The sequence below is a fragment of the Coleofasciculus sp. genome, assembly GCF_046539235.1.
GTDB lineage: Bacteria > Cyanobacteriota > Cyanobacteriia > Cyanobacteriales > Coleofasciculaceae > Coleofasciculus.
Genome location: NZ_JBKHHI010000124.1, coordinates 1 through 16,142, shown reverse-complemented (window position 1 = coordinate 16,142; position 16,142 = coordinate 1). Strand labels below are relative to the sequence as shown.

At 46.4% G+C, this 16,142-nt stretch carries 11 protein-coding genes; 1 reads left to right on the top strand and 10 read right to left on the bottom strand.

Translation table 11 applies throughout. From position 1 onward, the window contains the following. From ACLFWI_RS13335 to ACLFWI_RS13295, 9 genes are all read right to left on the bottom strand, one after another. The coding region (locus ACLFWI_RS13335) for a two-partner secretion domain-containing protein (RefSeq protein WP_446413337.1) at nt 1–4,889 on the bottom strand (4,889 nt) is incomplete at its 3' end. A gap of 599 nt (nt 4,890–5,488) precedes the next feature. Next, on the bottom strand, nt 5,489–5,908 hold the full coding sequence (locus ACLFWI_RS13330) for a hypothetical protein (protein WP_446413336.1): 420 nt from the start codon (nt 5,906–5,908) through the stop codon (nt 5,489–5,491). Beyond that, nucleotides 5,901–6,161 (bottom strand): hypothetical protein, encoded by a 261-nt coding sequence (locus ACLFWI_RS13325; protein WP_006099458.1) that lies wholly within the window; start codon nt 6,159–6,161, stop codon nt 5,901–5,903. Before ACLFWI_RS13325 ends, ACLFWI_RS13330 begins: the two co-directional genes overlap by 8 nt. A 186-nt stretch (nt 6,162–6,347) precedes the next feature. Beyond that, entirely contained in the window at nt 6,348–6,677 is a 330-nt protein-coding gene (locus ACLFWI_RS13320; protein ID WP_446390380.1) for a helix-turn-helix domain-containing protein, read from the bottom strand. After that, a complete protein-coding gene (locus ACLFWI_RS13315; RefSeq protein ID WP_446413335.1) occupies nt 6,661–7,059 on the bottom strand; it encodes a type II toxin-antitoxin system RelE/ParE family toxin in 399 nt (132 codons plus the stop codon). The genes ACLFWI_RS13320 and ACLFWI_RS13315 overlap by 17 nt, the downstream gene beginning before the upstream one ends. Nucleotides 7,060–7,150: 91 nt before the next feature. Beyond that, nucleotides 7,151–7,393 carry a hypothetical protein gene (locus ACLFWI_RS13310; protein ID WP_446413334.1) on the bottom strand — a complete coding sequence of 81 codons (243 nt, stop codon included), beginning with the start codon at nt 7,391–7,393 and terminating at the stop codon, nt 7,151–7,153. 164 nt (nt 7,394–7,557) lie between these two features. Further along, nucleotides 7,558–7,803 carry a hypothetical protein gene (locus tag ACLFWI_RS13305; protein WP_446413333.1) on the bottom strand — a complete coding sequence of 82 codons (246 nt, stop codon included), beginning with the start codon at nt 7,801–7,803 and terminating at the stop codon, nt 7,558–7,560. A 44-nt stretch (nt 7,804–7,847) separates the two neighbouring features. Further along, the gene (locus ACLFWI_RS13300) at nt 7,848–10,136 is read right to left on the bottom strand and encodes a leucine-rich repeat domain-containing protein (protein ID WP_446413332.1); all 2,289 of its coding nucleotides are present in this window, start codon (nt 10,134–10,136) and stop codon (nt 7,848–7,850) included. Between the two features lie 192 nt (nt 10,137–10,328). Beyond that, nucleotides 10,329–15,242: a hypothetical protein gene (locus ACLFWI_RS13295; RefSeq protein ID WP_446413331.1), complete on the bottom strand. Its 4,914-nt coding sequence runs from the start codon at nt 15,240–15,242 to the stop codon at nt 10,329–10,331. Between the two features lie 166 nt (nt 15,243–15,408). Between ACLFWI_RS13295 and ACLFWI_RS13290 the strand changes: the two genes are divergently transcribed. Further along, a complete protein-coding gene (locus tag ACLFWI_RS13290) occupies nt 15,409–15,648 on the top strand; it encodes a hypothetical protein (protein WP_446413330.1) in 240 nt (79 codons plus the stop codon). A 265-nt stretch (nt 15,649–15,913) separates the two neighbouring features. Here the strand turns inward: ACLFWI_RS13290 and ACLFWI_RS13285 are convergent. Beyond that, on the bottom strand, nt 15,914–16,142 hold a 229-nt coding region (locus ACLFWI_RS13285), incomplete at its 5' end, for a hypothetical protein (protein ID WP_446413329.1).

Here is a 16,142-nt window from a genome sequence, read left to right as displayed (position 1 = left end):
TCTTGGTTAAGAAAGGATTCTCCTTGCCATAGTTCTTGGGTAATCGCGGCTAATTCTACGGGGACAGCTTTTAAGGGGTCAGCGTCGGTAAATTCAGAGGCTCCCATTGCCAAAACTTGGAAATCATTAATATCGCGATAGCGGGTATCGGTTAAGCTGATACTGGGCATTAAACCTGCACTGTATTTTTCAATCAGGAATTGTTCGCCATCGTGGAGAGCCAGCAAGGGTATAGAACGCAATCCTCCATCCATGATAAAGCTGAGATTCTGAATCCCTTGGGTTTGTAACTGTTCCTCAATTGGGGCAATTATCCACTGATAGAGTTGTTGCGCGGGTGCTAAATAACTATCGGTATTACGGGTAATTGGATTAGTAATCGCACGGCGTAACTTCTGGGCTTCCGCTAGAACAGTAGCGCGAGTTGCACCGGGGATGGGCATAAAAATGGGTTCCCCGGTTGGTGTAACTACAACCAGTTGCAGTTGGTCATTATCTTGGGGAATGGGATTAGTTAAAGAACCGGAGTTTGGTGTAATTCGGGTGGGGTAAAAGACGGTATAAATTAGAGCGGGTTTTTGACCTGTGGCGGATTCAATATTACTCAAGGTTATCCGAATTTGACCTAGTGTGTTAACGGAAGGATTGAAGATTCCGAGATATTTCTCAAATTCACGGGTAAATAATTCTTCTAAGGGAAAACCTCTGTTTTCAAGTGTAACTGTTAAGGATGAGGGGGGATCAGCGTCTGGTAATAGTTCTTGTAAGAATTGGGCGAAGTCTTGAGAGGTGATAATCGAAATAGCGCCTTGGGTATAGGAACCCGGAAAAACTCTTAGGGAGAAAATTGAGTTGTCTGAACCTGTGGTAAGGGTTCCAGCCGTGCCGTTTATTAGCGCATCTCCAACATAGAAAAATGTTTCTCTGGCTCCACCATCATGGCGAATCGTTATTGATCCGTCGCCAGCGCCACCCGCCGTCGAAATGCTGGCAGTTATACCATTTTGGTCGGTAAATGTGCCAGTGGCGCGGAAGAATTGTTCTGTGGTAATGTCAACGGTTCCACCTGTACCATCTGTACCGCCTTGAGCGTTAATCGATACTACTTCAATCTCATTTTCCGGGTCGAGGTTGACATTTCCGCCATTACCTGATATAGAACTGGTATCTATTTTTCCAGTAATGATGCGATCGCGTGCTGTAACGGTAACGTCTCCACCTTCAGTTTCTCCCGTCGCGATTAAGTCGCCGCTTTCCACTGCGCCTATTTGACTCGTAACAGTAATATTCCCATTCGTTGAGGTAACGTTAGCGACATCAATGTCATTATTGGCAAAAAGATTCACTACATTGCCAGATACATCATCAGTGCTAATCTGATTCCCGGCGGTTAGCTGTACTGAGCCATTAGTAGCGCTTAGAGTGTTAGTGTTGATACTGCCCGTATCACTATTTAACGTGATTGTCCCACTTTCCGAGGTGATATTGCTAACGATAATTTCATTATTCGCTATAAAGTTCACGAGTCCATCATTAGTGTTTAAGTCACCTTGGATATCAATATTGTTAGCTGTGATACTAAAACCTTCTGACCCACTGGTTGCAATTGTTGAGGCGGCTGTTACCTGATTAGCACTTTCGATATTGATTTGACCTAAATCAATTGTTCCTAGAGAATCTTGAGTCCCTATAGCATCATTAAAATTGATATCTCCAGATCCAGCAATTAGGGTTAGGTTGAAGGGAGGAGTGTCAGTATCATCAGGAAAATTATCATCTGACCCCGCACTGGAAAGAGTTTTGCCAAAAATAATATTACCTGATGTTCCCGTATCTTCCGTATTAAACGTTGTGTCTAATGTTACATCAGTTAGCAAAATTACATGACCCGCAAATTCAATGGAACCTCCAGTCGTTGTAATTACACCTGCCACCTGGGTTTGTTCGGCATTGATAAATAAACTGTTGAAAACTGTGGTTGAGTTGCCAATTAAGTTAGCGCTTCCTGTGACATCATCGCCAATAATTAAATTCTCTAAAGAGTTAACATTCCCCACGTCACCGTTAAAGAAAACTCCCCCCATACCTGGGTTAACATTGAGACTTTGCTCATTGTTTAGTTGACCATTAACATTACCATTAAAGATAATATCCCCGCCTTGCCCTGAACCTGTGCTGAGAACGACCAAATCTGTACCAATCCACACACTATTTTCTATGGGATTGGGAGTGTTACCGACAATGATATCCTGACTATCTGTGGTGATATTGGCATTCAAGGTTGTGTTAGCACTGTTGAGTTCGATTGAAGCATTTCCTGTTCCTGTAATATTTCCATCAACAGTAATTGAACCTTGAGGAGACTGAATTTTTACCGAATTATCAAAATTCACATCATTAATAATAGTGATTGAGCTAGAACTATTCTCTTGACCAATAATAATCGGATTAAACCCATCCAATGCCTCAAGATCTGCTTCGGTGATATCAAAAGTGTCCAAACCGCTATCGGCTAAACCATTGATGGCAATTCCTTGGTTGGGTGTTGAAGGGCGAAGCTCAAGGAAACCTGTACCAGTCACTGAATTAGCTCCGCCTTCAAAGTCAATCTCATTAGCTAGCAGGGTTAAATTATTTTCGGCTACAGCCAGAGTTGAATCAAAGCTAAGTGTAGCTGTACCTACATCAAATGTTGTATCCCCTGTTAATGATACGGGTTGCTCAATAAACAAATTACGGTTGCCCGTAATAATACCACCAGCAATCTCTACTTGATCCGCGTTTATAATTTCGAGGCGATTTAGGGGATTCTCATTACCCACCCAATCTTTAAACTGAATTGTACCGGAGCCAGCATCAAGTTCTAGCTGATAATCTCCGTTCAGGGTGCCATCAAAGATAATATCACCTGTGTTAGTGCCAGTGCTGAGATTTACATCATTTTTGAGAGTAACTGCACCATTGAAGGTGATTGAATTTCCACCAGAAGCGCCATCAGACAATATAATATCATTTTCCAGAGTGACTGCACCGTCGAAGCTGATACTTCCACCCTTACCTGTTCGGGAAAAAGATAATATCTCTCCATTCGATATGATAGAGCCTGAGTTACTTTCCAGACGAACGTTTCCGCCATCGCCACCACTGCTCGTCGCATTTATGTCAGCCGTTCTAATATCACCCTCAGCTTCTAATGTGATATTGCCAGCCGTACCATCATTAGTAAATGTGGAGACTTCACCTGAACTAACATCAATAGAACCACGGCTGTTAATTGTAATATATCCCGCATCCGCCGTTCGACCTGGACTTACAAATGAGCCAAGGCTAATTCTTATTGGGGGATCGTCAATGGTTAAGAAGTGACCTGTAGTTTTAATATCACCCCCAGCATCTAATATTATTGGTCCCGCAATTTCGGGAATATTAGGAGGGGCAGCAGCAAACGTGGCTATACTTTCAACCGTGATGTCTCCCTCTTTTGCAATTAATATTAGGGCGGGATAGGTGGTTAATAATGATGCATGAGGATCTGCATTGGGAATATTGTCATCTTTTCCATTTATTCTGATTGGACCCTCAAAAGTAATATTTCCTGTAGCCGTGATTTTGAGGGATGTACCTAAGTAAGAACCACCCAGATGATTGTCAGCCTCGATAATAGGATCGTAGAAACTAACAAATTCTCCACCATCTCCAGCTAAATTGAGAATTGAAAAATCACCACCACTGGTAAAGTGAGCATCGCCAGAAATAATCCCATCACTGACTAAACTCAGATTTCCCCCACTCACAAATGGGGTTTCTGGATGATTTAGCGCCAGAATATCAATTCCATTATTCCCCTGAATATAGAGATTTCCCCCCGCTTGAGCTAAAAAAGGACTGGTTTGGTTATCTCTTACCAATACCGTATCCTTCGCCAACAGATTTAAATCCCCCGTTGTTACCAAAGAGGGTGCAACGCCTTCCCCAACCGGAACTAAGGTTAAATCCCCTTCAGCCGATAACGTTGCTGTGTATGCTGTTACCTGATTAACAACAATATCTCCAGTTTCTGCTTCCACATCCGCCGCCGTGATTCCCGTCGCTTCAACCACACCGCCATTCGTCAACAATTCCGGTAACATTAACGGTTCAATTGCCAACAAATTCCCCTGATTATCCGTCGGTAATTCAACCTCTAAACTCAGAAGCTGTCCCTCTTGAGTTAACCGTACCCGACTCGTTCCCGGTACTGTCATCACTGAAATATTACCGTCTGGTGCTGTCAAACTCCCCGTACTCAGCACCCCACCACCAATCAGCGCAAGATTCTGTCCTTCGGATACCTCTAAATCACCCGCATTAATAATCGCTCCGGGCTGCACTGTCTCAAACTTAAATCCATTCGGATTCCCAACTAAATTGCTGTAACTATTGCTACCAAATGCCTCAAACCATCCCCCCTGAAAACCAATCCCCGTCGCCGTGGTTGCGGTAAAATCACCTGTAACATTCAGCCGAGCATTTTCACCAAAAATAATCCCCGCCGGATTCATTAAAAATAGATTCGATTGTCCCCCTATTACCTGAATCAACCCATTAATCAGCGACGGTTCACCATTCACCACCCGCCCTAAAATATTCTGAATCTCTGGATTCGACAAAAAGTTAGCAATTTGGTTTGTATCGAGTCCAAACTGCTCAAAACTATGAAACAGATTCACCCCATCCCCGGAAACTGTACCCCCTTGGATATCGTAGCGATTTCCCTCAGAATTAACCGTGGTTCCTGTACCATCGGCGGCGGGGGTAATGGGTTGGGAGTAAGCAGGGGATTGAGCAATAGTAAAGGTTAATGCCAATCCTGCCAACAGCCGCCCCTGTCCTTGAGTGAAAATATTCATGGGGCATAGCAGATGTATATCTAAAATTATTTAAGCATAAATAATTAGCGGCTGTAAATAGGGTGCGCCTTTTCACCGTAGGTTGGGTTGAGCGAAGTCGAAACCCAACAGTTTAACCCGTTAGTGGTCTTACTTTTAAAACCTCTCTCCCACGCCAGCCCTCACCCCCAGCCCCTCTCCCAAGCTTGGGAGAGGGGAGCAAGAGGCTGACAGGTGTAGGTTTTTTATTTAAGGGTGGAGACTAGACTTGGGGACAAGGAAGGAAAGAAGACAAGGGGGAAAAACCGTACAGAATTCGGTTCGGTCAAACACACTTCTAACTTCTAAAAGCCGAAACGCCCTATTTTTCGTTCTCACTCTTCCTTGTCTACTGGTCTACCTGTCTACCTTGTCTTACCTCAACCCCAATCTTAAAAAACCTACCCTTGTGAGCCCTCTTGTAGGGGGGAACGAGGGGGGTCGGGAGAAGGGGTTAGGGGATGAGGGGGAAATGTTGAGGAGTAGATAGACACAGCTTAAAACATTGCCAGCATTGGTTTTCTCGCCTGTAGTTGACACGGATGAAGCCTTGCGCCCCAAAGCTTGAACATCTGTTGTGTTCATTTGTCTATTGGACAAACCTCAAAAGCTAACTCATGGCGATAAAAACACACATTAAATTCCGCCAAAAAGTTTGTATGTCCCAGGATTACAGGCGCATCTCTTGATTGAGTCCAAGCAAATGCCAATAAGACAGGCGAAAACGGAACAATGATACCCGATACCACCAAGCCTCGTGCTTCGTGATCAGCTAAATTTCCACTTAACTGAATCGGAACAGTTTGCTCTTCCCAGACTGCCCCTAACTGTATACCAATCTCGTAAGGTAGAACATTGACACTTGCACCCGTATCTACAAGTGCCATTACCTCGACAGTGCAGCTTCCATTGACAAGAGTGATAGGCAAATATGGCATGACACTCGAAAGTCCAAGGCTATTCATTCGCTCAATGAACGGGAATCGTTGACCATTAAGCATTAGTTTCTCTCCGCGCCGCCACCAAAAGATCCGACAAGGCTTGAACACTTGCTTGATCTGCTTGAGGAGACCAGACAACGGCTTCTGTTGATGCCAATTGATTCAACAGTGCATTAGCTGAATCACTATTGCCCGCAGGTTCTAGGCTGCATCCTTCCTCTTTAGCAACGGCAAGAAGCAGAAAATGGATAAGTCGAAGTTTATCTTGATGAGAGAGTTGACTAACAGTAGGTAAAAGTTCGCTGAGAGACATATTGCTTGTTTGAGAGGTTCAATACAGTTCTAGTCTAGTTGAAAGTAACCAAAGAGCGATATTGACATATCTTAGATTCAATGGTGGATTAGAATTGTAGGGGCGCAAGGACGTGCGCCCAATTTCACCGTCAAATCTATCCCACAATTTTAGCTGTGTCACACCAATACAAAAGTGACTCCAAAATCATGTCGCAACCACCCGTGTTTGCGCTTTTGAACGAGATTGAGGTTTCGTTTTCACGAAAATCTCTACATCTTGCCCCAAAGCATTCAAGCAGCGAAACAAACTGACAATGGAAAAGTTGGATAACTTGCCATGGATTAGAGCAGATACTTGGGATGGTTCAATCCCTAAAACTTCTGCGGCTTCAGTTGGGTTCAACTGTTGCTGAGTAATCATACGGCTAATCTTATATGCCAGTTCAGCTTTCACCAACAATTCATCAGAATTCTCTAAACCCAAATCGGCAAAAACATTCCCACTACTGGCTTGCACACTAATCTCCTGAGTCATCTTTTTCTCCCTTTTGCTGCTGACGATAGTTTTCGGCGTAATGCTCTTTGGCTCGTTTTAATCTTGCTTCAATCAACTCAATCTCTTGCTTTGGCGTAGCAATTCCTTGTTTGGATTTCTTTTGAAAAGCGTGTAAGACATAAACAACGCCAGCGAGTTTTACGGTATAAACGGCTCGGTAAGTGTCTTTATCAAAGTTTTCCACAACTTCAAGCAACCCAGCTCCCTTAAATCCTTTGAGTGGTTTAGCTGAAGGATGCTTTTCACCATATTGAGCCACGTACAAGGCATAGCCAACGACTTGCTGAACCTCCTCTGGAAAAGTTTTCAAATCTTCAAGAGAGCTTCCTACCCATTCAACGGGTTTCAACGATAAACTCATACCTCAACAGAGATTCTATACTGATCATAATCCATAACTTTTTTCTGTCCTTGTCAAGGGGAAGGCTAGGCAGGGGTCAAACTATCCTCAACTAGGGTAAATCGTGAATCGCATCGGCTGGCGATACTCCCCCTTTCGTGACAGCGATGATACCAGGGAGGTATTCATCCATCATTTTCACATTGGTGTAAACCAACTGTTTGATAGTGCCTGAATCAAGCAAGTGATTTTTGACAGCCGTGCTAGTTTTGTAACGAATCTCCCCATCATCGAAATTTAACTCAAAATTGCCGATAATCATGCCATAGTTGGCTCTCGATAGAAACGTGGGCATAGTGCCAATTGTCTTCTGTGAAGAAATTGACGATGGCGGCAAAAATGGGTTGTGTTGAGGGAATGTCTTCAGGTGTCACATTGAGAGTTTTCCTGTCATCGTATCGCCAAAGGATTAATACAAGGGTTGATGGATTGCTGATTTGCTTAATTTACAAGTAATCCTTAAGGCTTGTCATTGTTTTCTTTAAAGTTGACAATTTCTTCAGGGGCTGAATGAATTATTTTTATCACCTCCAAAGCCAAATCAGCCATTTCTTTAGCGCGGGGGTCTGGCATTAATTTTAACTCGATTAACTCATTGAGTAGTTTAGCGGCTTGAATACCAGATTTTAACAAAGCTTCTTGGTATTCTTGTTGTAAGGTTTTAGAGGGAGAAGGGGTTGGGTTTTGGTCGGTCTGGTTGTCCATAGCTATTTTATTTTTGTCAGAAAATAAATTTTGCTCACATACGTTCAGGTTGGTGTTATGACGACCCGGTGACGCCGCTTCAGGGCAACGAGGACATCGTCGTGGATGCCATGAGAATCCAGACACAATAACCTTAATCGAGGAAGCTCAAGTAACGGTGAGAAATCACAAGCGGTGTTAGGGATGCCACGCAAATCTAACTTTTTCAAACGCTTTAAGCCGCCGAGTACACTCAGATCATTGATTGCAGTGTTCCGTAGACTTAACTCTTCGAGTTCAGTTGCCGAGCGGATAGGGTTGAGATTGCTAATCAGTGTCTCGTTGAGGTTGAGGCAACGTAGCTGACGGCTATTGCTGAGTCCGTCTAGGGAGTGAAGTGGGGTTCTGCTTAGGTTTAACTCGGTGAGATGGATTATGCCGCGCAGCCAAGCAGTATTTTCAATGTCAGTATCTGATATATCTAGTACCCGCAGTTGCTGCAAACTAGCCAGCCATCTGGGCGCTCCGAGCTGCCAACCCGATACATTCAATTCTTCAAGGTCGCTAACACTAGATAAAACATCCAAGTTGCCAGATTGCTTGTTAGAAGAATCAATGTACACTCCAGCGAGGCTCAGCGAACGTAGATGAGACAGGCTAGCGAGTGGTCGCAGATCGGCAATCTCGGTCAAGTTTAGGTTGAGTGTGCGGAGTTGGACAAGATTTCTCAGCCAAGCCAAATCACCGACCTTGCAACCACACACGTTCAAGCTTTCTAGACTACTCAACGCCATAAGTGGGTCGAGCGCTGGCACTTCGAGCTGCTCTATCTCCAGCTCGCGTAGGACTTCCAGATTGGTTAGCCACCGGAGATCCTGTGCCAGGGAGGCGGAAATATTGAGTGTCTCCAGTGTGCTAACCAGGGAGCCAAGTGGCAGCTCTTGGAAGGTAGTATTCCATAAGTACAGATGCTTGAGTCCCTGCATAGCAGCAAGCGGCGAGAGATCCGGGAGCTGTAGTGGCGGCTCATCCAGCCCTGCGAGACTGAAGGTTGTCAGTCCCTTGATATCAGCGAGAGGAGCGAGGTCATCCAAAGCGCACCCGTCCATCAACAGTTCCCTCAGATTTGGGAGAGCAATCAACGGTTTAATATCTGTCACTGCGGTGGAGCAGATGGAGAGCCGCTCTAGGGAACCGATCTGTGCAATCTCGTCAAGCCGATTTAGCGGCGTGCGGTTCAGTGAGATATCTCTCAGTTGCTGACAACCGCTCAGTGGTGCAGCGTTCTCGATGGGTAGGAGATCAAGAGTCAGAGAGGTCAGGGCTGGAATTGCTGCCAGATCAGACAGACCAGCAAAAGTTATTCGATTGAGAGTTAGGTTTTGCAGCGATGGTAGGGCGGTTAAAGGCTGAAGGTCAGTAAGCTGAAGGCAGCGTAGGGAAAGTGACTTTAGCTGGGGCATCATAGTGAGGGAACCCAAGTCATCAATGAGTGTGCCATCGAGGTCAAGATGCTGTAGGGTTCCTAGTGTAGGCAGCTCATCGAGTCGATCCAGATCGCTCCAAGATAGGGACAGTTCGGTCACGCCAACTAGCATCTCTAGTGGCACAATTTCCGAGAGAGCCAGCCCACCCCTAGGTTTCACATTGATGCCTGCTGCTTGGTTCAGCGCGTCGATATCGTTGAATGCTACAAGCGTGTGGGAGGTTGTTAGCAATGAATCTTGCACAACGGAGCGGAAACTCTGGGCGCTATAGAAGCAAAAGGGTACTGTACCGGGAACATTCCCGTGACTAGTCAAGAGCCAGTTGCAGTTGGACACCAGTGCATGAAACAAGCGATAGTCTACTTCCGGTTCGTCAATTTTTGTTAGACCGTTCCATTTTTTAAAGAGCTGATGTACGTAGGGAGGCAACGCCGTAGTAGCTGGTGGTCCCGCGACCAGATAGAGACGGTGGAATCCTTTAATACCCAAAGCTCGCACTGCTCTTCGACGCATTTCGGCATCTGGCAGAGGAATCCAGCCTGGATTCTTCTCCCCATCCCAAGGCCGTCCCAGGATATTTTCAATCAACGTGTTTGTATGTCGCGGTGGCGGCTCGAAGGGCGGAATATGTGCCGGGGAAAAAACTAGGTAAACGGGAGCTTGCCAGTTGCTCACCAAGGTCTCCACTAATCGTTCTGCATCCGTTTCAGGCTCGAAGACCAGCGTGAAGTGAAGCGGAGGCATTGGGAGCGCATCAGGGGTGAGATAGTTCGCAAGAGGTATCGCCTCGCTCGGCTCACTCAAGGCGTCTGTCAGATGAATGTAAATCTCCCGCAGTGGATGGTATCCAAAAGTGAAAATATCCACAGGTTCATCAGGATACTTGAGGAGGGGAAACAGCCAACGGTGCTTCTCGAATGATAGACCTGCATCAGGCCAATGCCGTACGATACGGAGCGGGTTAAGGGGTGATTCGGTGTATAGAAGCGCTGGCATGATGGATTTTATGTAGGCGAATGCGTTGTGGAAAGACAAGGTAGAAACAATAGGCAGCACTCATCATTCGGTCGGCCAGTAGATATGCAGATTCACTGACTGTCCATTGTAGACGTATTCGGCATTGAAGTGAATCGAGCGGTTGGCTCCCGGATCGGGTTCAGGATGCCACTCCGGACCACGGAACGGAAGGTCGGGGCGTCCGCCTGGTGTCTCGGACACGGCTGGTCGCCTGGTAATCACACTACCATCGTTCGTCATCTCGTCTAGCATGTGGAAGATGCGTTCTGCCTGCTCACGCGATTCCACCCATAAAACCTTGCGACCATTGGTAATCGCATCGACAACGAGTTCACGGTTAGCTGCGTCGAGAGGTTTAGTCCCACGAACAAGAGCTTCATAATCTTTTTTCGAGTTTGCAATGTCTTTTTGCGTCTGTCGGTAAGTCTTCTCGCGATCAAGCCACTCGATGCGCTCCCGGATACTGTTATCAATTTTTGGTCGGTTACGGTACTGCTGTAGCAAGGCGTCAATGTCTGCATCACTCATGTTAGTCGGATTTAGCGGCTTAGCTGGGTCAACACGTTCAACCTGGTGACCACCCGGCAGCTTATCTACATGCCATTTATCAGTCGGCGAGCTTTGCCTCAAGCTGGCTTCACTAGCGCTCCGGCGAGCTTGCAGGCTTTGCAGTCGTTGCTCGATCTCCTCCACTTGCGCGACAATATTATCCATTTCGGCTTCCGTAGCTGGATTACGACTGTTAAGATCGTCCCTCAAGCTTTCTAGACGCTGCTCATAAGCCTCGTCAGTTTCGCCGACCTGGCGTACAGCTGAGTCTTTATCGCCTGCCGTCATCTTAGCCCGCGTTTGATCGAACAAATTCCTAACACATACCGATGCGTCAGAGTGGCGACACCACGCTCCGTTCGGCTGCTCCCTCCATTCATGCTCGCCGATTTTCGCACGTCGGTGAGGAGCGGTTCCCTCGACAATTTCTGGATGAGCGTTGACGTAGTCTGCTTCGTTTTTGATTTGGCGATCGCTTAACTGATCACTTTCAATCCGCCCACTATCATTCACACTAGACTCACGGGCGGGAACAGATTCAGGTTTAGCGTCACTGATATCTGCTGTACCATCAGCATTTCTGGCAGCAGGCGCTTCTGGTTCTACTCTTGACGGATTAGGTGTATCAATGTTCGGAGTTCTGGTATTTGGTGTATTGACATCCGGCGTTCTCAGTCTGGTATTGGGTATATCGACATTCGGAGTTCTGCCATTAGGTATTTCAACATTGGGAAGGCTGCCATTGGGGGTTGCGAGTGCCGGAGTTCTGGCACCCGGTAGATTCCATTGTCTAGCCGCTTGTTCTGCAAGTTCTTGTTGTTGAGTCCACCATTGCGCTCCACGATCAGCTTGCTGACTCCCCCAATCGAGGAATCGCCTACCTTGTTGACCTAAAGGAGTATTACTGAGCCACTCGGCTCCACGATTAACTTGCTGCCCCGCCCAACTGAGGGCTTCCCCACCCCGTCTAGCTAAAGGAGTATTACTGAGCCACTCGGTTCCACGATTAGCTTGCCGCCCCGCCCAACTGAGAGCTTCCCCACCCCAGCGCCCTACACCTGTTTTAGCGAGACGCTTACCCCCCTTACCCAAGACATTTCCCACCACAGGGATTAACCCCATCCCCGCCCAAGCTGCATTGGTTGCCGCTTCCTGCGCCTTGGCATCATCCCCTTGTGACGCATAGTATCCCGATTCACCCAGATACCAAGCGGTATTAACGCCATCGGCAACCGTACTGACAGCTTCTCCTACTGCCCATCCTGATGATGCACCTGCGATCGCTCCTGGTATTGCTCCTATACCACCTGCTGCAAAACCTGCTACACCTCCAGCAATACCTCCAACCACTGCACCAACAAAGGGGGCAGCCAAACCCACAAAATCTAATACACCATGTCCCCATTCACTAATAATGGGGTAATGTTCTCCTAGCCATCCTTTAACACCTTCCCACTTATCCCCCAACCAATTCATACTCGGTTGCAGGATATTTTCGTTAGCCCAAGCTAAACCTTTTGATATATTCTCACTCGCCCAACTACCAACTTCACCCGCCTTATTCTTCGTCCATTCCCAACCGGCTTTAATCCCATCACCTGCCCACTGAAGCGCATTACCACCTAACTCTCCTAGCTGTTGGACACCACTCCACGCTTGAGAACCTTTCTCCTTAACAAAATTACCAACAGCCGAACCAGTTTCTTGTAGCCAATTTAAGCCTTGAGAGCCTTTCTCCTTAACAAAATTACCAACAGCCGAACCAGTTTCCTGTAGCCAATTTAAGCCTTGAGAGCCTTTCTCCTTGACAAAGTTACCAACAGCCGAGCCTGTTTCCTGTAGCCAATTTAAACCTTGAGACCCTTTCTCTTGTATCCAACTCGTTGCACCCGAAGCCTTGTCTGATAACCAATTTAAGCCTGCGGAACTTTTTTCTTGTATCCAACTCGTTGCACCCGAAGCCTTGTCTGATAACCAACTGAATGCACCCGAACTCTTTTGTTGTACCCAACTCTTTGCACCAGAAACCTTATCTCCCAACCAGGAAACAACACTATTAGCTTTGCCTTGAACACCCGAAACCAGCGAACTGACTTGACCCCCCAACCATTCTAGAATCGAGCTACCTTTAGACTGAATGCTAGAAACAGCACTTTGTCCTTTTTCCTCTAACCCACTGACAAAAGAACCCGCCTTTTCCCCAACGGCATTAACTGCACTGCTTCCCTTTTCGGTGAGCCAATTTTTAGCCGTCTCACCTTTTTCTTGCATCCAGTTAAACGCACTGGTTCCCTTTTCAGTCAGCCAAGATGTCGCATTATTCGCCTTATCAGCCACAAAGGTTTCGGCGCTACTGACTTTTTCACCCATCCAAGACGTAGCACTGTTGGCTTTTTCACCTATCCAAGAATTAGCACCATTAACCTTCTCTCCCAGCCAGCTAAAGGCTCCTCCGGTTTTCTCATCAATCCATGTCCCTGCACTATTGGCTTTTTCTGCTAACCAATTCGTTGCGGCTCCAGCTTTTTCGGTGGCAAAACTGGTGGCATTATCAACCTTTTCTCCCACCCAGGATTGAGCTTCCCCAACTTTACCCTGGAAGCTTGTCCAGCCTTCTGAGGCTTTACCTGTTAAGGTTGTCCATTTCTCATTTAGATAATCCCCAGCACTGGTGACAGACTGGTCAACCGATGTCTTAACTTGTTCTCCCTGTTGTTGCAGTTGTGTACCAACATCCTGGGCTTTTTGGCTAATTCCTTGCCATCCCTGTTCAACTCTTTGCGTAACGGGAGCAACCTTGCCTTCAATACCAGACCAAGCGGATTCAACTTCTGCTTTGAGTGCTTGCCATTCGGCTTGTAAAGCTTGACCGTTTTCTTGTCCTTCTGCTGGTTTGACTCCGGCGGAAGTGTCATCAACTTTAGCTTGTAGAACTTGACTATTACCTTGTCCTTCGGGTTGTTTTGCCCCGGCAGAAGCCCCATTAAATTTAGCGACCAAGTTTTGAGCTTTCGCCATGTATGTCTGGGAAAACTGCTGGGCTTCTGTTTCTACAGCAGTCATTTCCGTTGTGGCACTATTTTCTAACTCAGTCCAATTACTTTCAATCTCACCTTTACCTTCAACGGCTTTATTTTCCAGAGTGGTAACTTTATCAGCAACTTCCGTTTCGACTTGTTGCTCTTTAGCCGTCGTTTCTTGTTTTAAGCCAGTTTCTTCCCCTTGTAACTCAGAGGCTTTGGTTTGGGCATCAGTTTGGAGTTCAGTGCCTTTGGCTTGACTCTCGGCTTCGACTTCAGTTCCTTTGGCTTTGACTTCCGACTGAAGTTCAGTTCCTTTCGTTTGTTTATCAGCTTCGAGTTCAGCGGTTTTAGCTTGTTTGTCAGCTTCTAATTCATTCCCTTTAGCTTGTTTATCAGCTTCAAGTTCAGCGGCTTTGGTTTGCTTATCGGCTTCTAATTCATTCCCTTTAGCGTCTTTATCGCTATCTAATTCATTGCCTTTGGTTTCTTTATCAGCTTCTAACTCACTGCCTTTGGTATCCTTGTCTGCATCCAGCTCACTGCCTTTGGTATCCTTGTCTGCATCCAGCTCACTACCCTTGGTTTGCTTGTCATTATCTAACTGATTCCCTTGCTCTTGTTTTGTCCCATCAACTTGAGATTTTTTACTATCGTAATCACTTTGTACCTCATTCTTCTTCCCAGCAGCATCACCTTGAAGGGAATCAAAAATACCTTTTGCCCAATCAAAGGGATTTTCCAGTAAATCGCCTTGAACAACTTGTCCTGATTTAACCTGTTGTTCATCAACTGGCTTAACGGCTACATTACTTTCACCACCTTTGGCTGCAACCGCTGGTTCTGCGGATTGAACCGCTTCCTCAACATTCTGTTCTGTCTCATCTTTTTCAACTTCAGGGGTTTCAGGTTCTTGAGGTTCAGGTTCTTTTGCTGTCGGTTCAGGTGCTTCCTGAACTTCTGCTTCCGGTTGAGGTTCAGTTTCCGGAAGAGCTTTGTCTTCGGGTTGTACTTGGGGTTGTTCGGGTTGGGCTGGTTCTGCGGGTTCAGTCGCCGACTCAGGAGTATCTTCTTGGCTAGGTTCAGCCGGAGTAACCTCTGCTGCTTTGTCTTCTACGGCGGGAGTTTCAGCCGCGCCATCTTTAACTTCAGGAGTTTCTGTAGTAGGAGGAGTTTCTATCGCAGGTTTCTCAATTTGCTCAACTTGCGGCTGAGGTAAGGGTTCAGATTTGGGTGCATTTGTCCCAGGTGGGGGAATCGCCGCAATTTTTTGTTGGGCTTGCTGTAATACTTGTTCTAAAGCGGCTTGGGGTTCTTGACTCGGATCAACAGTTTGAGCAACATTTTGATCAGTATTATCCATCTGATCCTGCTGCTGTTGCCACATAGCCGTTAAAGATGTTCCCTGATTGGCTTGAGTTAAATCAGGGATTTGGATACCTCCAGCACCCGTATTGGCTGTTTCCGTATTAGCCGGAGTTTCCGCCGCTTTTTCCTGGGGTTGAGTTTTCCCTTCAGTATCAGTCGGTGCGGATTCAGCTTCGGGTTGAGGCGTGGAACCTTCTGTCTCTGGTTTAGCTTCTTTTGTGGGTGCTGGGGATTCAGTTGAACTATCTTGTGCTTTGGATTTGGCTTCAGGTTTCGGTGCTGGCGCGACTTCAGGTTTATTTGTATCCCCTTGTGCTTCCGGTTGGGTTTCTGTTGTGGGTGCTGGGGTAGCTGGGGATTCCGTTGAACTATCTTGTACTTGGGATTTAGCTTCTGGCGTGGGTTCTGGTGCAACTTCCGGTTGAGTTTCAGTACCTTGTGCTTCTGGTTTCGCGTCTTTTGCGAGTGCAGGTTGAGCAGGTGGCTCGATTTTTGCTTGGGGTTGATTGACAGATTGAGGTTGAGCCGGAGCAGGTTTTTGTACTTCTTGAGTCTCTGTCTCTGTAACTAACGGCTTCTTGGCTTCTGCAACATCTGGTGAAGTGTCCGTCGGCTGAGATTCTGCGCCTGTCGTTATTTGAGAATTAGGCTGTGGAAGTTCTTTAGCCGGAAGTGGTGGTGCTTTCTTGTCTACGGATATTTTATATTGTGTGATACATTTTCTTCTGGAACTTCCTCTCGCTGAATCGTCTCCTCTCCCTGCTCTGAAGTTGTCTCAGCCTCTGGCATTGACGGTGGTTCTTTTCCTGGAGCATTGACAGGAATATTCAGCAAATTGGAACTCGAACGAGATACTTTTTCTAGTTGAGCTTGTAAATTCGGTTTTGGGGATGGGTTGTTTTCACTCTCTGCTGCTGAG